This window comes from Rhizobium sp. P2_G2, assembly GCF_056403555.1.
In genome coordinates, this window is the sequence record NZ_JBFUFF010000040.1 from 35,896 (window position 1) to 57,225 (window position 21,330).

The following is a 21,330-nucleotide window of genomic DNA, read 5'->3' on the forward strand; positions in this document are numbered from 1 at the left end:
GGATTCGCTCATGCCGCATGAAGCCTCCCCCGAATTCCGTGCCCAGACGATCGAACTCTTCTTCGACCTGGTCTTCGTCTTCGTCATCACCCAGATCACCCGCCTGGTCGAGCGGGCGCAAAGTGCAGTCGACCTCCTGCATGCCTTTGCGGTGCTGATGCTGATCTGGTGGATGTATGGCGGCTATATCTGGCTCACCAATCATGCACATACGCCGAAATCGATGCGGCTGGTGCTGGCGGCGGCAATGGTGGGGTTCCTGGTCATGGCGCTTGCCGTGCCCGCCAGCAATGGCGAAGCGCGGGTCGCCTTCGGCCTGGCCTATCTCTTCGTCGTGGTTCTGCATTTCGTCGCCTTCGCCTGGCGGGGTGGTGCCGAAGCGGCGCGGGCGATGTTCGCCATTGTGCCGTTCAATCTTGCAGCGTGTATTTTCGTCATCGTCGCCGGCCGCATCGATACGTCGTGGTCCTGGGTCCTGCTCTTGGGGCCGGCGGTGATCTACACCTATCTCTCCATCCGCAACACGGGCGAGGGGTTTTCGCTCAATGCCAGCCATTTCGTCGAACGGCACGGCCTGCTTCTGATCATCGTGCTCGGCGAGACCGTGATCGCCATCGGCAGCGGCCTGCAGGGGCAGACGATCGATGCCAGGATGATCATCAATCTTGCGCTCAGCGTCATGCTGATTGCCGGCCTCTGGTGGACTTATTTCGACGTCGACGATGCGCGCGCCGAGCATATCATGGTGCATTCCGACAATCGTCTGCGCACCCGGATCGCCATGTTCGGCTACACCGCCTGCCATCTCGTCATGATTGCCGGCCTGGTCATGGTCGCGGCCGGGCTACGCTCGGCGGCGGGTGTCACTGGCCAGCATCGTCAGGACCTGCTTCTGCTACTGGGCAGCGCGGTCTACCTCGCAGGCCATGCCATTTTTCGGCAGGTGCTGGGTGTCAGGCCGGTCGGCATCCGGATGGCCGCTGCGGCTCTGCTGGCTTTGCTCGCCTGGCTGGATCCGGGGCTGCGAGAAGCCTGGCTGATCGCCCTGGTCGTCGTCATCCTCGTGGTGATCCCAGCCTTGGAGGCAACTGCCGAGCGGCGCAATGAAGGTCGGTTGAACCCATGATTTCGCCAGCCCGCTTAACCCGGCATTAACCATAAATCCTTAATTTCGGCAGCATAAACCGAATGTTAAGGATCCTTTCGATGACGATTTCGCGGCGCGGCCTTATCTTTGGTCTCGGTGCTACCGCACTTCTCGCAGGCTGCGCCACCGATCAGTCTGCCCAGCGCGCCAACTATGCTGCCCGCCCGGATGAGGAACATCCGATGCCGGCCATGCCGCTCGAAAAGATCAAGCCCGAGCTCCGCCGCACGGAGGTCGACTACGCCACGGCCTACCCTGCCGGCACGATCGTGGTCGACACCCCGGCGCGGCGGCTATACTTGGTCGAAGGCGATGGTAAGGCAATCCGCTATGGCGTCGGCGTCGGCCGCGAGGGCATGGCGCTCAGCGGCGACGCCTATATCGGCCGCAAGGCCGAATGGCCGAGCTGGACGCCCACGCTCAACATGCAGCACCGCGAGGAGCGTTATCGCAAGCTCGCCGGCGGCCTGCCCGGTGGCCTCACCAACCCGCTTGGAGCCCGGGCGCTCTATCTCTATCGCCATGGCAACGACATCCATTTCCGCATCCACGGTACCAACCAGCCTGAATCGATCGGGCTGGCCATGTCCAGCGGCTGCATCCGCATGCTCAACCATGATGTCGTCGATCTCTACAATCGCGTGCCCGTGGGAACGCATGTCGTGGTGATCCAGGCAAGCTGAGCCGATCAGGCTGCCTTCGCACTGTCGATGATCTTGCTGCCCGGCAGCCGCACCTGCTGCTCACCTTCAGCGCAGAAAACATGTGCACGACCCCAGTCATGCAATGCCTTGATCACCGGCTCCAGGCTGCGGCCGACCGGAGTCAGCGCATAGTCGACATGCGGCGGCACGACCGGATGGACGGTGCGCGAAATCAGCCCGGCCTCCTCCAATTCCCTGAGTTGCTTGGTCAGCATGCGCTGCGTTACCGCCGGCGCCTTGCGGCGCAATTCGTTGAAGCGCAACGTACCGGACAGAAGGTGGAAGAGGATCACACCMTTCCATTTGCCGTCGAGGAAAGTCAGTGTCGCCTCCACCGGGCAGCCGGGGAAATTCTCGACAAGCTTGGCACGCGGGCGGGACATGACAGTATCCTTTTTGGTACTATATACAGAATTTGTGCATTCTTGCGGCTTTCGATCCTATCCGCCACATAGCTCTCACGCAATCGCCCAAGGAGAGACCTGATGCGCGCCGTTGTCTATGAGAACCCGCAACCCATTTCCGTTGAGACCTCGCTGATCGATGTCGACCTGCCGAAGCCGACCGCTGCAGGCCACGACATCCTCGTCGAGGTCAAGGCGGTCTCGGTCAACCCGGTCGACACGAAGGTTCGCGCGAGCCGCAAGCCGGAACCCGGACAATATGTGCAGCTCGGCTACGACGCTGCCGGCATCGTACGCGAGGTCGGGCCGGACGTCAGCCTCTTCAGGCCGGGCGACGAGGTCTATTATGCGGGCGTTATCAACCGTCCCGGCACCAATGCCGAATTCCATCTCGTCGACGAGCGTATCGTCGGACACAAGCCGAAAAGTCTTGGTTTCGCCGAAGCTGCTGCACTGCCGCTGACGGCGATCACGGCGTTCGAAATGCTGTTCGACCGGCTGCGGATCACTGCGCTTGTGCCTGCGCCGAAGGATGCGATTTATAGGATGCTGATGGATCAGTTCCACATATCAGCAAGAGTGCCGGGAGCAGCCAATGCCATCGTCATCATCGGCGCCGCCGGCGGTGTCGGTTCGATCGCGGTGCAGCTCGTCCGCGCGTTGACGGATCTCACGGTCATCGCCACTGCGTCGCGACCCGAGACATTTGATTGGATAAAGTCGCTCGGTGCCCATCATATCGTCGACCATTCGAAATCGCTTCCGGAGCAGGTCGCCGCACTCGGCATCGGCGCACCTAGTTTCATCTTCTCGACCACCCATTCCGGCGAACACCTGCAGGCAATCGCCGAGCTTATCGCGCCGCAGGGGCGCTTCGGCCTGATCGACGATCCAAAGGTGCTCGACGCCAATATCTTCAAGCGCAAGGCAGTGTCGGTGCATTGGGAACTGATGTTCACGCGGCCACTCTACGGCACGCCGGATATGATCGAGCAGCACAAGCTTTTAAATGTCGTCGCCGACCTCGTTGATGCGGGCAAGGTCAAGACCACGCTGGGCGAGAGTTTCGGCACGATCAATGYCGCGAACCTCAAGCGGGCGCATGCGCAGGTCGAAACGAGCAAGACCAAGGGCAAGATCGTTCTCGAAGGGTTTTGAGGCTCACCCTCGCGGCAATTTCAGCGGCCCCGCCGTCTTCACCGCACGGATGGCGAAATTCGAGCGGATATCCGCGACGCCGGGCAGTGCCAGCAATGTATCGAGCAGCAGCTTCTCATAGGCCGGCAGATCGGCGACCACGACTTCGGCCAGGAAATCCGCCTGGCCGGAGATCAGGAAGCAGGACACCACTTCCGGAATGGCAAGCAGCGCCCGCTGATGTTCCTGGGCATTCTCCTTGGAATGCCTGTCGACCTTGATCTCGACGAACACCGTCAACCCCAACCCAACCTCCTTGCGGTCGATATCGGCGCGATAGCCGCGGATCACACCGGCCTGTTCGAGGTTGCGGATGCGCCGCAAGCAGGGCGAGGGCGAGAGATGCACGCGCTCGGCAATGTCGACATTCGTCGCCCGGCCATCGTCCTGCAAGGCTTCGAGGATGGCAAAATCGAATTCATCCAGTTTTGGCATGTTTGCAAATCCTGTCGCTTCATATTGGCATGATATTGCGCTATGGGCCAATTCACAAGCATAATGCGCAAGGACATGCCTCGGCTCTCTGGCCTATTCTTTCTTCAGTTCCAAAGAGGAAAGGCGACCACCATGGCAACCATCGTTTCATCGGAAAGCATTCGTAGCAAAACCGCTCTTGGCTACGTGGCGGCCGGCATCACGGTCGCCATCTGGGCATCCTGGCTGGTGGTGACGCGGCATTCTGCCAATATCCATCTTGGGACCATCGAACTCGGCCTCTGCCGCTTCGGCATTCCGGCAATAGCACTTGCCCCTGTCTGGCTGAAACATGGCATCCTGCCGAAGGGCGTGCCGTTGCCGCTGCTGGCGGTCATGGTGTTGGGCTCGGGTGCCTTGTTCTTCCAGGTCACCGCCAGCGGCATTCATTCTTCCCAGGCCGGCTTTTCCGGCGTGCTGCTCGGCGGCGCCATGCCGTTTGCGACGGCGCTGATCGGCATCTTCGTCTTCCGCAGCCGACTCGACGCGACGCGCTATCTCGGGCTGGCAGCGATTTTCTGTGGTTCGCTGGCGCTCTTGCTACCACACGTTTTCACTGGTGGCGTGGATTGGAACGGCGTGCTGATGATCCTGGCGGGCGCATCGCTATGGGGTGCCTATACTCATGCCTTCCGACAGTCCGGCCTTGCACCGCTGCATGCCAGCGCCGTCATCGCCTTCTGGTCGCTGGTCATCCATGTCGCGCTGGCCGCAATCCATGGCGTCGACTTCAGCCATGTGTCGCTTTCGGAAAGCGGCCTGCAGCTTGTGAGCCAGGGCGTGCTCTCCGGCCTTGTAGCGACCTTCACCTATGGCGTCGCCGTCAAATCGCTCGGCGGTATTCAGGCCGCTGCCTTCACGGCTTTGACCCCTGTGCTCGCCGTATTCGGCGGCGCGGCCATCCTCGGCGAACAGGCAGGCACTTCGCTCTATATCGCCGCGGCGCTCACCTGCATCGGTGTCCTGCTTTCAACCGGCCTGTTTTCTCGTCGCTGAACCACGAAGGATGGCGCCCACCCAGGCGCCATCCTTCTGTAAACGTTTCTTAACATTGCGTAGATTTTAGTGTGCGGCGCACAAATTGCTTTACGGACCACTGATAATAAGGTTATAAATCATTTGAGCCGTACCCATCCTCCCAAGCATCCGGCGAACGGCTTTCCATCATCATCATGAAGGTGCGTCCGGCATCGGCCAGGATGTGCCTGCCCGTTTTCGAAAGCCCCTGTCCGTGACCGACTGCACGCTCTCCGAGTCGTCCCCCGCCGTCCAAGATCCGGCGCCCTTGACCAAATTCCAGGTTTTCCTGGTGATCGTCGCGCTCGCTTGCGGCGGTTTCGGTATCGGCACCGGCGAATTCGCCATTATGGGCTTCCTGCCGGACGTGGCAAAGACTTTCGATGTCAGCGAGCCGCAGGCCGGCTGGGTGATCAGCGCCTATGCGCTGGGCGTGGTCATCGGTGCGCCTGTTATCGCCATGCTGGCGGCACGGCTTTCCCGCCGCAATCTGCTTCTGTCGCTGATGGCCTGGTTCTTCATCGGCAATACGCTGAGCGCTATCGCACCGAATTTCGGCTCGTTTTTCCTGCTGCGCTTCCTCACCGGCCTGCCGCACGGCGCCTATTTCGGCGTCGCCTCGCTGGTCGGCGCCTCGATGGTGCCGTTCCACATGCGGGCGCGCGCTGTCGGCTGGGTGATGCTGGGTCTGACGATCGCCACGCTCGCCGGAACGCCGATCACCGCCTTCTTCAGCCAGTTGCTCAATTGGCGCGCGGCCTTCCTCTTCGTCGGCGGCATCGGCGCGCTGACCGTGGCGCTCATCTGGGTTTACCTGCCGAAGGACGAAGTCGAGGAGGGGGCCAGTGTCGCCCGCGAACTCGGCGCTCTCAAGCGGCCGCAGATCTGGCTGACGCTCGGCATCGCCGCGGGCGGCTTCGGCGGCATGTTCGCGATCTTCAGCTATATCGCCTCGATCACCACCGACGTGGCGCATCTGCCGGTGACGACGATCGCGCTGATCCTGGCGCTGTTCGGCGTCGGCATGAATGTCGGCAATATCGTCGGCTCAAAAATGGCTGACATATCGCTGATGGGCACGATTGGCGGCGTCATCGCCATCAATGCGGTGGTCATGGCGCTCTTCGCGCTGACCGCCTCCAATCCCTATATGCTCTGCCTGACCGTCTTCCTGATCGGCTGCGGTTTCGCCGCCGGCCCCGCGGTGCAGACGCGGCTGATGGACGTCGCCGCCGATGCGCAGACGATCGCCGCCGCCTCCATGCATGCTGCCTTCAACATCGCCAATGCCATCGGCGCATGGCTCGGTGGCTTGGTGATCGCCTACGGCTTTGGCTATGCGGCGACCGGTTATGTCGGCGCAGCACTTTCGATTCTCGGCCTCTGCGTTTTCGCTGGTTCGCTTTATCTCGATCGGCGCGGCAGCCGGATGGCGCTTCCGGCCACTTGATGATCGGCATTTGAAACCCCAATTGCCTGGCGAACGTTGTTGGTCAGGCAACTGGGGAACTCTGCATGAAGATGATTGCTGTCTTGAATCGGGAAGGCGGGACCTTCCGGACGACGGATATGCAAGCCTATGCCGACAGGGCAAGGCAGGTGTTCGCCGATGCCGGCGATGAATTGGAGATCATCGTCTGCACTGGCAAGGACATGCGCGAGGTGCTCGAGCGCACCGCCCGCCGCGACGATATCGGCGCAATCATCGCCGGTGGCGGCGATGGCACGATTTCGGCGGCGGCGGGCATTGCCTGGCGCAACGGCATGCCGCTCGGCGTCATCCCTGCTGGTACCATGAACCTCTTCGCCCGATCGCTGAGACTGCCGCTCGACATCTGGTCCGTGCTGGATGTCCTTGCCAGGGGCGAGATTCGCAATTGCGATATCGGCAGCGCCGATGGCCGCGCCTTCGTCCACCAGTTCTCAGTCGGCATGCACGCGCGCCTGGTGCGCTATCGCAATGCGCTGACCTACAATTCCCGTTTCGGCAAGATCGCTGCCAATATCAGAGCCGCGGTCGGCGTGATGATGAACCCGCCGCAATTCGAGATCGAATTCGACGTTGACGGCCACCGGGAACAGCGGATGACATCGGCTGTCTCGGTGTCGAATAATCCGTTCGGCCAGAACGGCCTGATGTTTTCCGACGATCTCACGAGCGGCCATCTCGGCATCTACATTGCCGAACCGCTACGGCCAGCGACCGCGACCAAACTCGCCATCGACATTCTGCGCGGAAAACTCAGGGAAAATGCTACGGTCACCGAGATGAAGGCCAAGGCAGTCGACCTGCATTTCCCGCGCGTCTATCGGGCGGCAAACTATGTGCTCGACGGCGAACTTGTGCCACTTGGCAGGAAGGTGTCAATCAAGCTGCATCCGGGCGAATTGAAAGTGATCATGCCGCGGGACGCTTGACGGACGCTTCGGTCCACCCTGGCGGTCACAAGCTCACGCCGAGAGACCGCCGACAGGAATAATCTCTTTTGAGGCCATCTGCCATGGCGCTCCATGCCAATTGCCCAGCCACCGCTCCACTTGCAGCCCTGCCTCGTGCAGCAACTCCGCAAGTTTGTCCTTCTCTATGAACCGTATCTGCGATGAAGCGGAGAGTGTCTTTCCGATTGACGCGATTTCATAGAATGTCTGATAGGTCGCGATCGCAGTCGCCGGATCGTACTCAACATCATTCCAGGCTCTGACTTCGCCATAGGCCGGATGCGTCACCATCCGCTCCGACGCCTCTGGCGTCCAAGTCTCCCAGGCCCGGTAGGCCGGGTTGCGCGTATCGAAGACAAAGCGACCGCCCGGCGCCAGATGCGCGGCTATGGTCTTCAGCACCTTGAGCGCGTCATCGTCGGTGAGAAACACCTGGAATGCATGGCCGGTCAGCAGCACGAGGTCGAAGGTTTCTCCCAGCCGCACGTCCTGGGCTGCTGCCTCGACCCAACGCACTTTTTCACCGTCTGCACGGCTGCGCGCGACATCAAGCATGGCGCCGGCAGGGTCGACACCAACGACATGCCGTCCGCCTGCCAGCATGGCCGCGAGTTGCCCGGTACCGCAGCCAAGATCGAGCACGGACGTTGCACCTCCGGCTATCTCGACGCAGAAGCTGAAATCGTCCCAGACGCCGTTCTCGATGTCATAGAATTCGACCAGGCTCGGGTCCCGGTAAAGCGGATCGTCGTCGGTCATGGTCGTTCGAGCCTGCTGCCGATATTACTGGAAGGCCGTCTCGAAGAAGCTTCTGAGCTTGCGCGAATGCAGCTTTTCCGACGGCATGTCCGAGAGCTTTTCCAGCGCCCGGATACCGATCCTGAGATGCTGAGCCACCTGGCTCTTGTAGAAAGCCGTCGCCATGCCCGGCAGCTTCAATTCGCCATGCAGCGGCTTATCCGAGACGCAGAGCAGGGTGCCATAGGGCACGCGGAAGCGGAAGCCATTGGCGGCGATCGTCGCCGATTCCATGTCGAGCGCAATGGCGCGCGCCTGCGACAGGCGTTTCACAGGGCCGCTCTGGTCGCGCAGTTCCCAGTTGCGGTTGTCGATCGTGGCGACCGTGCCGGTGCGCATGATGCGCTTCAATTCCCAGCCTTCATAACCGGTGATCTCGGCCACGGAATCCTGCAGCGCCTGCTGCACTTCGGCGAGCGCCGGGATCGGCACCCAGACCGGCAGGTCGTCATCGAGCACATGGTCTTCACGCATATAGGCATGCGCCAGCACATAGTCGCCAAGCCGCTGGCTGTTGCGCAGGCCGGCGCAATGGCCGAGCATCAGCCATGCATGCGGACGTAGCACCGCGATATGGTCGGTGATCGTCTTGGCGTTGGAGGGGCCGATGCCGATATTGACGGCCGTGATACCGCCGTGGCCCTTCTTCTTCAGATGATAGGCTGGCATCTGCGGCAGGCGGGTGGCCGGAAGGCCCTCGGTCGGCTCCGCATCGCCTGCCTTGGTGACGAGGTTACCCGGTTCGACGAACGCGGTGTAGCCATTGCCGCCCTCGATCATCTGCTGACGCGCCCAGGCGCAGAATTCATCGATATAGAACTGGTAGTTCGTGAACAGCACGAAATTCTGGAAATGCTCGGCATTGGTGGCGGTGTAGTGGCTCAGCCGCGCCAGCGAATAGTCGATGCGCTGCGCCGTGAACGGCGCGAGCGGCCTGGGCGCTCCCGCCGGCGGCTCATATTCGCCATTGGCGATTTCGTCGTCGGTGGTGGAGAGATCGGGCGTGTCGAAGAGATCGCGCAACGGTACGTCGATCGTGTTGGCCGCAGACGCTTCGACATGCGCGCCTTCCTGGAAGGCGAAATGCAGTGGGATCGGCGTCGTCGATTCGGTGACCGTTATCGGCACGTTATGGTTTTTCAGCAACTGGCCGACTTGTTGCTTGAGATAGTGGCGGAACAGTTTTGGCCGGGTGACCGTGGTCGAATAAAGGCCTGGCTCGCTGAGGAAACCATAAGGCAGGCGGGTATCGACCTCGTCATATCGTAGAGGCGCCATGCGGACTTCCGGATAGAAGGCGCGGTAGCGTCCGAGCGGTACCGCCCCGCGGGTGACGTCCGCAAACGCGTTGCGCAGGAAGGAAGTATTGCGCTCGTAGAGCATTTCGAGCGTATCAACCGCTTCGGCCGGGGTCGTGAACGTAGCCGGTTGGAAAGGCTCGGGTGTGTGGATATCGAAGACGGAATGAGAAAGGATTCGCTTAGCCATGGGCCATTATAAAGAGCTGTTCATGACAATCAAACCGGCGTGAAGCCGATTTCAGCGATTTTTCTCGGAAAAACGTTATTGCATCGCAACCGAATGCAGCGCAGCCATAATCGCCAGATTGGCCACGACTTTGCCGAATGCGGGAACGAAGGGCAGCGAAACCAGCGGCAGTGCCACTGCCAGGCGTCGTATGGTCGTAATGATCTTCATGGCCTTTTCTTCCGTCCCGTCATGCATGTCAGAGTTCCGTGCGGCACTGGCCGCCATCTAGCTGCGGGCAGGGATGATCGGCGCTGAATGTAACGCTCCGGCCCGGCCGCTCGTGTTGTTCGACGATCGTCAGCAGACCGACGGCGAACAATGCTGCCGACAAGCAGATGATAGTGAAGCGCCGCATCATGATGGTCATTTCGGTCAATGTTCCCTTGGCATGTGCCATTCTTGAACACTTCTATACTGGCGTCTGGCTGAACTGCTTCTGAGAGGTGCATTCATGAGGCGTTCAGAATGATTGCCGGCGCATGGTAGGGTTGCATTCACCCGCTGTGGAGGAATGCGCAGTGGCAGCATCCGTCAGGACGACCTATATGCAGGCAGGTTGCGATCGCCGCAGCGGATCAGAAGGCGGAAGACATGGACGAGAATGACAGGCGCGCGCGCATGATGGCTGAGCGGATTGCCGAGACCGGCATCGACGAGGCCATGCTCGAACGTCTCGTCCGCAACTTCTATGGCCGGATCCGGGTGCATGCCGTGCTCGGCCCGATCTTCAACGCGCGCATTCATGATTGGGAACATCACATGCAGCGCCTGACTGCCTTCTGGTCGGCCGTGGCGCTGGCAAGCGGCGCCTATAGTGGCAGCCCGATGCAGAAGCATCTCGACCTGCCGGTCGATGGTCGCCATTTCGACCTCTGGCTCGATCTGTTCCGGAAGACGGCTGAGGAGATCTGCCCGCCCCAGGCGGCCGAGTTTCTCATGGGCCGTGCCCGCCGCATTGCCGAAAGCCTGGAACTCGCCATCGCCGTTCAGAACAAGGTGATGCTGGGCAAGGATGAGCGCCTGAGGCGCCCCGATGCCGACGTCTTCCTGCCGGAAGCGACCGTCTGAAACCTTACTACTCCCATGCTGGATCCCTGCGCGCCCGATGGCGGCTGCGCGACTTTCTGCCCGCTGGATGCTGCGAAACAAACGCGCGTCGGGGTGCCTGATGATTTTGTGGTGAAGAAACCGCTAAAACCGCAGGCTGAAAATTCGGTAAAATTCTTTGCGAAATCCGCTCATTCCAGGCTTTTCGATGCTTAACAAAAACCCAAGTTTACCAAGCATTTGAACTTTGTTTTCGGCAAATTAAGCATGCATTTTAAGCGAGTATTGAAAGCCATGCTGCATATTAAAACCCATAAGAAGCGCGGGAAAAACCGCCATCTGGAGAGAGATCGAGAACACGCGAAGCAAGGCGGACCGATCATCTCCTGAGCCTCTCAAGGCAAGACAGGGACAGACGTTAAAACAACGAATTCAGCCAAGGGACGAAAAAATGGCACGATACGAAATCAGCAACATGGAAGCGGCAATGGGCGGCGAGACGCAGGCCGACGTCTTCTGTGAAATGGGCCTCATGTATGCGACCGGCCGCGGTTGCAACCTCGATCTCGTCGCAGCCCATAAGTGGCTCAACATCGCCGCAATCAAGGGCTCCGAACGCGCCGCCCTGCTGCGCGCCGATCTCGGCCGCTCGATGAGCAAGACCGAACTCGCCAAGGCGCTGCGCGCTGCACGTGAGTGGATGACGGTTCATTGAGTAAGGGAAAGCGAATAGTCAGTAGCGAATAGCGAGTAGTTGATTTCTGTTACGGCCCCAAAGTAACCGTCTTCTATTCGCTATTCGCTATTCGCTATTCGCTATTCGCTATTCGCTATTCGCTCACATATTCCCCAACCGCTTCAACACCTTCGGCAATGCCTCCTCGAACAGATCGAGTTCCGGCGTCGGCCCGACGCTGACGCGAATGCAGCGGTTGAGCGGCGCCACTCCGGGCATGCGGATGAACACGCCTTCCTCCATCAGCCCGTCGACGATGGCGCGCGAATAGACGCCGTCGCGACCGCAATCGACAGTGACGAAATTCGTCGCGGAGGGCAGGGGGCTGAGATCATTGGCGCGCGCAATCGTGCCGATCCGATCCCGCGCCGCGGCAATCTTCCCCAAGACCACGCCGAGATAGGCCTGGTCATCGAGTGCGGCGATTGCGGCCGCCACGGCGATGCGGTTGAGGCCGAAATGGTTGCGGATCTTGTCGAATGCCTTTGCCGTGTCGTCCGCCGCGATCACATAGGCGATGCGCGAGCCCGCCAGGCCATAGGCCTTGGAAAAGGTGCGGGTGCGGATGACGTTCGGCCGATCGAGGAGCGCCTCGGCGGGCGGAATGATCCCGGCCGGCGCCGTTTCGCCATAAGCCTCGTCGAGGATCAGCATCGTCGTCTCGGGCAGTGCGCGCGCGAAGGCCAGAACCTCTTCGGACCGGATGGCGCTACCCATCGGATTGTCCGGGTTGGCGAAATAGACGAGCGGCGCGTTCTCGCGCTGCACGGCCTCCAGCAGGCCTTCGAGATGCTCGTGGTCATCCTTGTAGGGCACCGTCACCAACTGCCCGCCGAAGCCGACAACATGATAGTTGAAGGTCGGATAGCCGCCGAGTGAGGTCACGACCGGCATGCCCGGCTCGATGATCAGCCGGACGATTTCGCCGAGGATGCCGTCAATGCCGGCGCCGACATTGATCTGCTCGCGCGAAACACCGTGATGACGGGCGATCGCCTCTCGCAGCTCGAAATTCTCGGGATCGGTATATTTCCACGTCTCCTCGACCGCTGCGATCATCGCCGCCTTGACCGTAGGCGAAGGACCGAAGCCGCTTTCATTGGCGCCGATGCGCGCCTTGACCTTGAGATGGCGATTGCGTTCGATCGCCTCCGGCCCAACGAACGGCACGGTCGTCGGCAGGTCGCGGGCAATGGCGGTAAAGCGTGGAAATGCTGGCATGAGGGTCCCCCGATTCACAGGGGCGACCATAAGATATTCCGGGAGGGGCGGGAAGCGCTTCGCGCATGTCTCCCGAAAGTCGCCACCGGTTTCGGGATAAAGACATGCGCAATAACAAAGAGCTGAAGCGCTGTGAGCGATCCCTGGAGATCGCGGGGCGGCTCAGCGCGTCAGGAAGTCGTTGCGGATGATCGCCGACAGCACATGTTCGGCGATCGGCTTGATGAAGCGCACCCCGACACGTTCGCCGGTGCGGTAAACTTCTGCGCAGCCGATCCGCTCCTCACCGCCAAGGAAGGTGAGGTAATAGTGATCCGGCAGGCCGATCGTCGTGTGCACATGGATGCCGGCGCCACCGCGGGAGATGTCCATTACCTGACATGTCCGCGAGGTCATCCCGGAAAGGCCCGGATTGATCGCCAGCAGGCTGCCTGGTTTGTTGACCGTGAACCGCTCGTAGCGGCGCGCTTCGAGGCCAGGTTCGACATGGATCGAGTTGGGCGTCATATCCGGAGCAACGTTGGCCATGTTTGGTTCTCGCTTTGGGTTAGTCCAAAACTGGCACGGAAAATTTGAGAGGCTCTGAATAAGCTATTTAAAATCCTAGCGAATTGCACTTTTATGCATTTTTGGCAAATATTCGTGGCGTCAAACGAAGCACAAATGAAAGCCGCCCTGCAGATCGGACAGGGCGTCTTTTCAATGAAAGTGTCGGTCGAGGCTATTCCATCATCTCGGTTTCGAGCGAGGCGACGCCGGTGATCGATTGCTGGAAGCCGGGGTCGAGGAACATGTTGAACTTGATCATCATCCGGTCGCCTTCGCGGCGCACTTCCGTGGCGCCGATCTCTTCGGTCGAGCCCAGGATGATGAGGAAGAAATTCCGCGGCAACATGATATAGGGGCCTATATTGATCAGCGCGCCGGCGCAGGACAGGCTTTCGATCAGGCAGTTATACTTTTTCTTGATCGTCAAGTGCGGGGCGACTGGAATGATCGTCCCCGGGCGATCAACCCGAAACTGCCGAAAGCTGCGCTTCGGATTGGAGATCATCATCCTGTCGTTGAAATCCTTGAAATGATGTAACTGCATTGCGGGTGTCTCCTTTCCTGGGTTTACGGCAAGCATAAGGCGCTGAGATTTAAGCAAGATTGAACGGCAAGGGTTTATTGGCGGCGCGGTTAATCCTCGATGAATGCAACCGGTCGTATTCGAGTGAATCGCGCTCGGTCGGATATGCTGTCGCGTAGGTGACTTGACACTTGCCGGCTCCTGCGTGTATCAGCCCGCTCCGGTTGAGGCGCCTGCCGCTCGCGAGCTCTGCTCATGGTGAAGTCCTCGGTTTGTTTTTGCGCATGTCGTTATCCCGAAACGAGGGACCGCTTTCGAGCGACATGCGGCAGAGACTGAAATGCCCTGAACGTCCAACGGGACGGCGGCAATGCGAGCCCCCCATCGGATCCCAAGGATTTTCGTGAGGCACGCATGTCCACTCAAAACATCTTCCTGCATGGCAGCCTGAGCCGGCTCTTTGTCCGCACGGCGGCACCGATCGTCCTGATCATGGTTATCAACGGCCTCTATGTCGTGGCCGACGCTTATTTCCTTGGCGTCTACGCAGGCGCCGCGGCGCTGTCGGCGGTCACGCTCATCTTCCCCATGATGATGATGCTCTACGCTCTGCAAACACTGGTCTCCAACGGCATGGCCAGCATCCTGGCGCGGGAGCTCGGGGCGGGGCGACGCGACGACGCGCGCCACACCTTCACAGGCGCGCATCTGCTTGTGATGGCGGTGGTGATTGCCGTTTACTTGCTCTACTGGCTGTTCGGCCGCGCGCTGATCGACATCGGCGCGGCCGGCGCCCCCGCCGTGGCGGGAAATGCCCGGATCTTCACGGGCATCATGGTCGGTTTCGCGCCACTCTCGTTCCTCCTGTCGCTCAACATCGACGCTTTGCGCTGCGAGGGCCGGCTCGGCTTCATGACGATCGCGACAATTTCGGCGACGGTGCTCAACATCGTCTTCAACTGGCTGTTCATGGGCGGTCTACACTGGGGCGTGGCGGGTTCGGCTGTTGGCACTGTGCTGGCGCAAACGATCTGCCTTGCGGCGATCGCGATTTTTCGTTGGCGCAACCCCGCTGCGCTGAAACTTGCGCGTCCCGGGCCGGTGCGCGAATGGCGGGCGATGCTGGCGCTCGGTGCGCCGACCAGTCTCGGCCTCATGGGCATCTCGCTGGTCTCGGCATCGATCATCGCCAATATCCGTCTCTGGGAGCTGGACCACTATGTCGAGACGATCGCTGCCTATGGCGTGGTGACCCGCATCCTGACCTTTGCCTATCTGCCGATGATGGGCATCAACATCGCCTTCCAGACCATCTGCGGCAATAATTTCGGTGCCGGGCTGAAGGAACGCACCAACGGCATTCTGAAGATCGCCCTTATGACGGCTGTCATCTATTGCGGTCTGGTGCAAGTGATCTGCTTCCTGTTCTCGGCGCATTTCGGCGCTGCCTTCGTCAGTGATCCGAAGATCATCGCCGAGACGGCACGCATCCTGCCATGGACGACCGCCGTTTATGTGCTCTGCGGTCTACCCGTCGTGCTGTCCGGCTATTTCCAGTCGATCGGCGACGCGCCACGGGCCGGAATCCTCGGCCTGTYGCGCACCTATCTGTTTGCGATCCCGCTGGTCTTCATCCTGCCGCATCTGTTCGGGGAACAGGGTATCTGGATGGCGGCACCGACGGCGGATATCGCCATGGTCGGGCTGATCGCGGTGGTCTTGGCAGTCAATGCCGGTCGGCGAGGATGGCGGTTCGGCGTGCTGCAACCGGTGTGAGAGCCGGAGCAGCCAAGCTTTTCAGCCTTGCGGCAGCAGCCGAGTGAGCAGATCCGACAGAATCTGGCGCTCGGCTCCGTCGAGCGAAGCAAAGCCAGCGCCGGCCACGTTTGAATGGATTTCCACACCCCGCAGGTAAAGCGATCTGCCGAGCGGGGTCAGTTGCAGTGCCATCGCCCGCCCTGCACCGCGCTGCCGCTCGATCAGGCCGCGCTGTATCAGCCGCGTGGTCAGCGTTCCGAAAGCCTGGTCGGAATTGAAGGTCAGTTGCGCCAGCCGATGCTGCGAGCCGCCGGGATTGCGCTCGATCTCGCGCAGCGCATTCCATTGGACCAAACTCACGCCCAAAGGTTCCAGCGCCGCATCGAGCAGTCGATGCTGGCGATCCTGAATGCGCTTGATCAGAAGCCCCAAATGTTCAGGCGTGCTTAACATATAAATATATTTATATAAATAGGTTGATTATGTCAATCGTCGCTAAGAGGTTTTGCTGTGCAAACATCCGTAAGGTCATTGAATATGCCGGCCGGAAACGTGGCGCTGCATATTGCCGAAACCGGAGCGGGACGCCCTTTCCTGCTGCTGCACGGTGGCGCCGGTCCTGCATCGATGCGAGGATTGGGAGAGGGGCTGTCGCAGATTGGTTCTGCGATCCTGCCGACACACCCCGGCTTTGATGGCCGGCTGAGGCCGTCCTGGCTCACGTCTATCCGGCAACTGGCAGAGATTTACACCGCTCTGCTGGCAGAGATTTACACCGCTCTGCTGGAGGAGATGGACGTGCGGGATGTGACCGTCATCGGCAATTCCGCCGGCGGTTGGATCGCAGCGGAGATGGCCTTGCTGGACGCATCACGTATTGCTGGCATCGTCCTGATGAACGCCGTCGGCATCGATGCCGATCTCTTGGGGCAGCCGATCGTTGATCCGATGGTCGTCTCAGCGGAAAAGCGGGCAGCACTCGCCTTCCACGATCCCGCCTCCTTTGCCATCGCGCCGTCTGGACCGGACGCCGCAACTGCCATGGCGGAGAACCAGCGCACGCTGCGCGTCTATGCGGGCGAGCCCTTCATGCATGATCCCACACTACGGGGACGATTGGCAGACATGGCGTGTCCGGCCCTGCTACTGTGGGGCGAAAGCGACGGCATTGTCGATCTCGAATACGGCAAGCGTTTTGCTGCCGCTGTCCCTGGCAGCCGTTTCGAGATTGTCGAGCGCGCGGGTCATTTCCCGCAGATCGAGCAGCGGGACGAGGTATTGCAAAGGATCGGTGCGTTTGCACGGGAGTGAGTGGCGTAACTGTCGCAGCTTGAGTAATCACTCATGCCGTTGATGGAATGGAGACTTGGGATGCCTGTGGTTGGCTAAAAAGCGTGGGTCAACAGATACGTCGAGCACGAAGGGCATCAATCGCGCCCTTCCCAGTCGAGCAACTCTTCCTCGCTCATGGGCTCAAGAAAATCCGGAGCCGGTTCCGTCAGCACATGCTTGAGAATGCCGGACTTAAACCTGCCGGTTTTTTGCGGGATCGGAACGATTTCAGCAACAGGCCTGCCTCCCTGTTCGACAATAACTTCCTCCCCGCGCCGGGCGAGGTCGATAAGCTCGATTAATTTCTTTTCAGCTTCTTCGACTGAAACGCGCATAATACCTCCGAAATCTCCGAAGATACTATCAGCAAGCTGTCGAGACTAAAACCCAGCTCACGCCTTGAGCAGCCACTCATGCTCCGGCTGGTTATGGAACTTCCACACCCGCTTCGGCCCAGCCATGACATTGAGATAGTAGAGATCATAGCCATGCACGGTGGCGCAAGGGTGATAGCCCTTCGGCACCAGCGTCACGTCGCCATTCTCGACCGCCATGGCCTCGTCCAGCGATCGGTCGTCGGTGTAGACGCGCTGGAAGGCAAAACCCTGCGGCGGGTTCATGCGGTGATAATAGGTTTCCTCCAGCAGGCTCTCGTAAGGCAGGTTGTCCTGGTCGTGCTTGTGCGACGGATAGGAAGAACTGTTGCCGTTTGGCGTGATCACCTCGACCACCAGCAGCGAATGAGCGGAATTGTCGTCCTCCGGCATGATATTGGTGACCAGGCGGACATTCGAGCCCTTGCCGCGATTGAACTGCGGATGGGTGCCCGGCGGGATCAGCTTGGTCTTGAAATCGCCGCCCCCCGGCGCGGAGCAGACGGCGAGTTCGAGATCGGACTCGGCAGTCACCGACCAATGCGAATGGGCGGGAACGTAGAGCGCGTAAGGCGCGCCTTCGAACGGGCTCATCCGCTCGCCGAGCGTGCCGAAATCCTGAGCATCAACTGAGGTTTTTCCTTTGCCGGAGACCCAGACGAGGCAGACTTCGCGATCGCCGGTGTCGCCTGAGGCGGTCTCGCCGGGTTTCAGCTTGTTCATGTCGAAGCCGACATAGGTCCAGCCGGCGGTCTCGGGCGTGACATGCGTGACGCGGCCACTTGTGCCTTTGGGTTTGACGAGCAGGTTCGGCATCGGCTGTTCCTTTTCCAAACGTTGTTGCCGTGAGGTTTACCCCTCACCAAGCGCGGCCAAGCGATCGGCTACGCCTCTCGCGGCCTTGCTATCCTCTCCCGCAAGGGGAGAGGCAGGGTGCCACAATTGTCGTCCTCACTTGAGGCAAGGCAGTGCGGCGAGTTTTCCTCTCCCCTTGCGGGAGAGGATACGAAGGCCAGGTGAACGTAGTGAACCTTTGGCCGAAGTTGGTGAGGGGTGCAATCGCCCCCCCCGTCTCACCCCTTCGGGAAACCCTCGGTCTCCACAGTATACCCCGCAGCCGTCATAACCCGCATCAACTCCGCATAACCGATCTCGGCCATCTTCTGCGGCGGCGCCTTGCGCGGATCCTGTTCCGCCTCGACGACGAACCAGCCTTCATAGCCATAATCGGCGAATTTCTGCACGATGGCCTTGAAATCCAGCGAGCCGTCGCCCGGCACGGTGAAGGCGCCAAGCGCCACAGCATCGAGGAAAGACTGGCGGCTGCGGTCCAGACCGTCGATCACCGGCTGGCGGATATCCTTCACATGCACATGGTTGATGCGGCCATGATGGTTGTCGATCGCGCGCAGCACATTGCCGCCGGCGAACGCCAGATGCCCGGCATCGAGCAGGAGCGGAATACCTTCGCCGGAATTGTGCATGAAGGCATCGAGTTCCGGCTCGGTTTCCACCACGGCAGCCATGTGGTGGTGATAGGAAAGCGGCATGCCCTGCTCGGCGCACCATTCGCCGAACTGGGTCACCTTGCGGCCATAGGCCTTCATCTCGTCGTCCGAGAGACGCGGCTTGGTAGCCAGCGGCTTGGAGCGGTCACCCTGGATGGAGCGGCCGACTTCGCCATAGACGATGCAGGGCGCGTTGACCGCCTTGAACAGCTCGATCATCGGCGCGATGCGATCCTTGTTGGCCGCAAGCTCCTCATTGACCAGCGTGCCGGAGAACCAGCCGCCGCAGAGCGTCACGTCGGCGGTGCGCAGGATCGGCAGCATCTCGCTGGGATTGTTGGGAAAACGGCGGCCCTGCTCCATGCCGGTAAAGCCGGCGCTGCGCGATTGCCGCAGGCATTCTTCGAGCGACACGTCATCGCTCAGTTCCGGAAGGTCGTCGTTCCACCAGGCGATGGGCGACATGCCGAGTTTGGCTTTCATCAATAGTCTCCTTGAGGCGCGTCGTTGGAAGGCCGGCAACCGGTCTTCCAACGACAGTCATATGAAATCTTCCTGGTCTCCGCGCGGCGCTCAGCCGATGCTCTGCGCCGCAAGCGCCTTGATATAGGCCTCACGCGCCGTGTTGACCTGCTCGCGCGGGCTGACTTCCGGCACCGCCACATCCCACCAATGGCCGCCGGCCTGGGTAGTGATCAGCGGATCGGTGTCGATGACGATCACCGTCGTGCGGCCATTGTCTTTCGTGTCCTTCAGCGCCTGCTCCATCTCGGCGATCGAGCCGACTTTCAGCGCCACCGCACCCATCGCCTCGGCATGCTTGCGGAAATCGATATCCGGCATTTCCTCGTGATGGGAGTCCTTGAGCAGATTGTTGAAGTTGGCGCCGCCGGTGGCCATCTGCAGCCGGTTGATGCAGCCATAGCCACGATTGTCGAGCGTCACCACGGTGATCTTCTTGCCGAGCATCACCGAAGTCGACAGTTCCGAATTCAGCATCATGTAGGAGCCGTCGCCGACCATGACGATGACATCGGCATCCGGCCGGGCGAGCTTGACGCCCAATCCGCCGGCAATCTCATAGCCCATGCAGGAGAAGCCATATTCCATGTGATAGCTGCCCGGCGAGGTCGCGGGCCAGAGCTTGTGCAATTCGCCCGGCAGGCCACCCGCGGCACAGACCAGCACCGTGTTTTCGCCTGCGCGGGTGCGGGCGACGGCGCCGATCACCTGCGCGTCGGAGGGCAAGGGCGCGTTGGTCGGAGCCAGCGCCTTTTCGGCCGAGGCCATCCACTCGGCCTTGAGGCGCGCAGCCTCTTCCTGCAACCCGGCCGAGGCTTTCCAGCCGCCGAGTGCCGACGTCATGACCGAGAGGGTGTTCCGGGCATCGCCGACGACAGGCAGCGCATTGTGCTTGGCGGCGTCGAAGCTGGCAACATTGATGCTGACGAACTTCACCGTCTCGTTCTTGAAGATCGCCCAGGAACCGGTGGTGAAATCCTGCAGCCGGGTTCCAACCGCGATGACGACATCAGCCTTTTCCACCAGCGCATTGGCCGCCGACGTGCCGGTGACGCCGACCGAACCCATCGAGAGCGGATGCCGCTCGTCGATAGCCGATTTGCCGGCCTGGGTTACGGTGACCGGAATGCCGTGGCGCTCGGCGAATGCCTGCAGCGCCGCCGTGGCGCGGGAATAAAGCACGCCGCCACCGGCAATGATCACCGGCGTCTTCGCGGACTGAATTGCCGCGACCGCCGCCTCTATTTCGCCGTCGTCGGCATGCTGCCGGCGGAGAGACCAGACCTTCTCCTCGAAAAAGCTTTCCGGATAGTCGAAGGCCTCGGCCTGCACATCCTGGCAGAGCGACAGGCAGACGGGGCCGCAATCGACTGGATCGGTCAGCACCTGCATCGCGCGGCGCAGCGCCGGGATGATCTGCTCGGGCCGGGTGATGCGGTCGAAATAGCGGGTAACGGGCCGGAAAGCATCATTGGCCGACAGCGTGCCGTCCTGGAAACTTTCGATCTGCTGCAGTACCGGATCGGGGGCACGGTTGGCGAAGACGTCGCCGGGGAGGAACAGCACCGGAATGCGGTTGACATGTGCGACGCCGGCTGCGGTCACCATGTTGAGCGCTCCGGGGCCGATCGAGGTGGTGCAGGCCATGAAGCGCTGGCGGAACGCGGCCTTGGCGAAGGCGATGGCCGCATGCGCCATGCCTTGCTCATTGTGCGCGCGATAGGTCGGCAGCTCCTGGCGTACCTGGTACAGCGCCTCGCCCATGCCAGCGACATTGCCATGACCGAAGATCGCCCAGACGCCGGCGAAGATCGGCAATGTCTCGCCATCGACCACCGTCATCTGCTTTTTCAAGAAATGCACGATGGCCTGCGCCATCGTCAGCCGGATCGTCTTGCCCATTGTGCTTCCTCCCGCATCGTTTGCGTCGCGGTTTAAGTTCGTTCGTCTTCAATCTCGTTGTGTCGGCGGCGGCGAATTCACCCCTCACCAACTTCGGCCAAGGGTTCGCTTAAGCTTACCCGGCCTTCGTATCCTCTCCCGCAAGGGG

24 protein-coding genes are annotated in these 21,330 nt (G+C 60.8%); 10 read left to right on the plus strand and 14 right to left on the minus strand.

The features are described from left to right. Nucleotides 1–10 precede the first annotated feature (10 nt). Together AC1D06_RS24285 and AC1D06_RS24290 are read left to right on the plus strand one after the other, a co-directional pair. A complete protein-coding gene (locus tag AC1D06_RS24285) occupies nt 11–1,126 on the plus strand; it encodes a low temperature requirement protein A (protein ID WP_477988371.1) in 1,116 nt (371 codons plus the stop codon). Nucleotides 1,127–1,206: 80 nt separating this feature from the next. Continuing rightward, a complete protein-coding gene (locus AC1D06_RS24290) occupies nt 1,207–1,830 on the plus strand; it encodes a L,D-transpeptidase (RefSeq protein ID WP_477988372.1) in 624 nt (207 codons plus the stop codon). Nucleotides 1,831–1,835: 5 nt separating this feature from the next. Here AC1D06_RS24290 and AC1D06_RS24295 read toward each other — a convergent pair whose 3' ends face one another. Next, nucleotides 1,836–2,234: a winged helix-turn-helix transcriptional regulator gene (locus AC1D06_RS24295; RefSeq protein WP_477988373.1), complete on the minus strand. Its 399-nt coding sequence runs from the start codon at nt 2,232–2,234 to the stop codon at nt 1,836–1,838. Between the two features lie 102 nt (nt 2,235–2,336). Here AC1D06_RS24295 and AC1D06_RS24300 point away from each other — a divergent pair, with 102 nt between their 5' ends. Beyond that, complete coding sequence (locus AC1D06_RS24300) at nt 2,337–3,413, plus strand: zinc-binding alcohol dehydrogenase family protein (protein WP_477988374.1); 1,077 nt, start codon at nt 2,337–2,339, stop codon at nt 3,411–3,413. A 3-nt stretch (nt 3,414–3,416) separates the two neighbouring features. Here the strand turns inward: AC1D06_RS24300 and AC1D06_RS24305 are convergent, their stop codons facing one another. Next, nucleotides 3,417–3,887 (minus strand): Lrp/AsnC family transcriptional regulator, encoded by a 471-nt coding sequence (locus AC1D06_RS24305; protein WP_477874466.1) that lies wholly within the window; start codon nt 3,885–3,887, stop codon nt 3,417–3,419. A gap of 132 nt (nt 3,888–4,019) precedes the next feature. Between AC1D06_RS24305 and AC1D06_RS24310 the strand changes: the two genes are divergently transcribed. The 3 genes from AC1D06_RS24310 to AC1D06_RS24320 all read left to right on the plus strand — a co-directional run bounded on the left by AC1D06_RS24310 (nt 4,020) and on the right by AC1D06_RS24320 (nt 7,361). Then, complete coding sequence (locus AC1D06_RS24310) at nt 4,020–4,922, plus strand: DMT family transporter (RefSeq protein WP_477988375.1); 903 nt, start codon at nt 4,020–4,022, stop codon at nt 4,920–4,922. Between the two features lie 289 nt (nt 4,923–5,211). Further along, nucleotides 5,212–6,393, plus strand: coding sequence for an MFS transporter (locus tag AC1D06_RS24315; protein WP_477988376.1), 1,182 nt, complete (start codon nt 5,212–5,214; stop codon nt 6,391–6,393). A 65-nt stretch (nt 6,394–6,458) separates the two neighbouring features. Then, nucleotides 6,459–7,361 (plus strand): diacylglycerol/lipid kinase family protein, encoded by a 903-nt coding sequence (locus AC1D06_RS24320; protein WP_477874472.1) that lies wholly within the window; start codon nt 6,459–6,461, stop codon nt 7,359–7,361. A 33-nt stretch (nt 7,362–7,394) separates the two neighbouring features. Here the strand turns inward: AC1D06_RS24320 and AC1D06_RS24325 are convergent, their stop codons facing one another. The 4 genes from AC1D06_RS24325 to AC1D06_RS24340 all read right to left on the minus strand — a co-directional run bounded on the left by AC1D06_RS24325 (nt 7,395) and on the right by AC1D06_RS24340 (nt 10,107). Next, nucleotides 7,395–8,141 carry a class I SAM-dependent methyltransferase gene (locus AC1D06_RS24325; RefSeq protein WP_477874474.1) on the minus strand — a complete coding sequence of 249 codons (747 nt, stop codon included), beginning with the start codon at nt 8,139–8,141 and terminating at the stop codon, nt 7,395–7,397. A 24-nt stretch (nt 8,142–8,165) separates the two neighbouring features. Beyond that, nucleotides 8,166–9,668 carry an AMP nucleosidase gene (locus tag AC1D06_RS24330; RefSeq protein ID WP_477874476.1) on the minus strand — a complete coding sequence of 501 codons (1,503 nt, stop codon included), beginning with the start codon at nt 9,666–9,668 and terminating at the stop codon, nt 8,166–8,168. Nucleotides 9,669–9,743: 75 nt separating this feature from the next. Beyond that, nucleotides 9,744–9,878: a hypothetical protein gene (locus tag AC1D06_RS24335; protein ID WP_477874478.1), complete on the minus strand. Its 135-nt coding sequence runs from the start codon at nt 9,876–9,878 to the stop codon at nt 9,744–9,746. A 28-nt stretch (nt 9,879–9,906) separates the two neighbouring features. After that, nucleotides 9,907–10,107, minus strand: coding sequence for a hypothetical protein (locus AC1D06_RS24340; protein WP_477874480.1), 201 nt, complete (start codon nt 10,105–10,107; stop codon nt 9,907–9,909). Nucleotides 10,108–10,301: 194 nt separating this feature from the next. On the opposite strand from AC1D06_RS24340, the gene AC1D06_RS24345 reads away from it, so the two are divergent. Continuing rightward, nucleotides 10,302–10,778: a group III truncated hemoglobin gene (locus tag AC1D06_RS24345; protein ID WP_477988377.1), complete on the plus strand. Its 477-nt coding sequence runs from the start codon at nt 10,302–10,304 to the stop codon at nt 10,776–10,778. Between the two features lie 430 nt (nt 10,779–11,208). Further along, on the plus strand, nt 11,209–11,472 hold the full coding sequence (locus tag AC1D06_RS24350; protein WP_477874484.1) for a sel1 repeat family protein: 264 nt from the start codon (nt 11,209–11,211) through the stop codon (nt 11,470–11,472). A 123-nt stretch (nt 11,473–11,595) separates the two neighbouring features. Here the strand turns inward: AC1D06_RS24350 and AC1D06_RS24355 are convergent, their stop codons facing one another. From AC1D06_RS24355 to AC1D06_RS24365, 3 genes are all read right to left on the minus strand, one after another. Then, nucleotides 11,596–12,714 carry a pyridoxal phosphate-dependent aminotransferase gene (locus tag AC1D06_RS24355; protein ID WP_477988378.1) on the minus strand — a complete coding sequence of 373 codons (1,119 nt, stop codon included), beginning with the start codon at nt 12,712–12,714 and terminating at the stop codon, nt 11,596–11,598. Nucleotides 12,715–12,876: 162 nt separating this feature from the next. Further along, nucleotides 12,877–13,242 (minus strand): PilZ domain-containing protein, encoded by a 366-nt coding sequence (locus AC1D06_RS24360; protein WP_477874487.1) that lies wholly within the window; start codon nt 13,240–13,242, stop codon nt 12,877–12,879. Between the two features lie 193 nt (nt 13,243–13,435). After that, the gene (locus AC1D06_RS24365; protein ID WP_477874489.1) at nt 13,436–13,807 is read right to left on the minus strand and encodes a hypothetical protein; all 372 of its coding nucleotides are present in this window, start codon (nt 13,805–13,807) and stop codon (nt 13,436–13,438) included. Between the two features lie 393 nt (nt 13,808–14,200). On the opposite strand from AC1D06_RS24365, the gene AC1D06_RS24370 reads away from it, so the two are divergent. Then, the gene (locus AC1D06_RS24370; RefSeq protein ID WP_477988379.1) at nt 14,201–15,562 is read left to right on the plus strand and encodes an MATE family efflux transporter; all 1,362 of its coding nucleotides are present in this window, start codon (nt 14,201–14,203) and stop codon (nt 15,560–15,562) included. A 21-nt stretch (nt 15,563–15,583) separates the two neighbouring features. Here AC1D06_RS24370 and AC1D06_RS24375 read toward each other — a convergent pair whose 3' ends face one another. Further along, entirely contained in the window at nt 15,584–15,997 is a 414-nt protein-coding gene (locus AC1D06_RS24375) for a MarR family winged helix-turn-helix transcriptional regulator (protein WP_477988380.1), read from the minus strand. 84 nt (nt 15,998–16,081) lie between these two features. Here AC1D06_RS24375 and AC1D06_RS24380 point away from each other — a divergent pair, with 84 nt between their 5' ends. Then, entirely contained in the window at nt 16,082–16,855 is a 774-nt protein-coding gene (locus tag AC1D06_RS24380; protein WP_477988381.1) for an alpha/beta fold hydrolase, read from the plus strand. A gap of 116 nt (nt 16,856–16,971) precedes the next feature. Here AC1D06_RS24380 and AC1D06_RS24385 read toward each other — a convergent pair whose 3' ends face one another. The 4 genes from AC1D06_RS24385 to iolD form a co-directional block, all read right to left on the minus strand. Continuing rightward, nucleotides 16,972–17,211: a type II toxin-antitoxin system Phd/YefM family antitoxin gene (locus tag AC1D06_RS24385; RefSeq protein WP_477988382.1), complete on the minus strand. Its 240-nt coding sequence runs from the start codon at nt 17,209–17,211 to the stop codon at nt 16,972–16,974. A 57-nt stretch (nt 17,212–17,268) separates the two neighbouring features. Then, entirely contained in the window at nt 17,269–18,066 is a 798-nt protein-coding gene (iolB, locus tag AC1D06_RS24390) for a 5-deoxy-glucuronate isomerase (protein ID WP_477988383.1), read from the minus strand. Between the two features lie 257 nt (nt 18,067–18,323). Next, the gene (gene iolE / locus AC1D06_RS24395) at nt 18,324–19,241 is read right to left on the minus strand and encodes a myo-inosose-2 dehydratase (protein ID WP_477988385.1); all 918 of its coding nucleotides are present in this window, start codon (nt 19,239–19,241) and stop codon (nt 18,324–18,326) included. Nucleotides 19,242–19,331: 90 nt separating this feature from the next. Beyond that, nucleotides 19,332–21,182, minus strand: a complete 1,851-nt coding sequence (gene iolD / locus AC1D06_RS24400; RefSeq protein WP_477874505.1) for a 3D-(3,5/4)-trihydroxycyclohexane-1,2-dione acylhydrolase (decyclizing) — start codon at nt 21,180–21,182, stop codon at nt 19,332–19,334. Between the last annotated feature and the right edge of the window lie 148 nt (nt 21,183–21,330).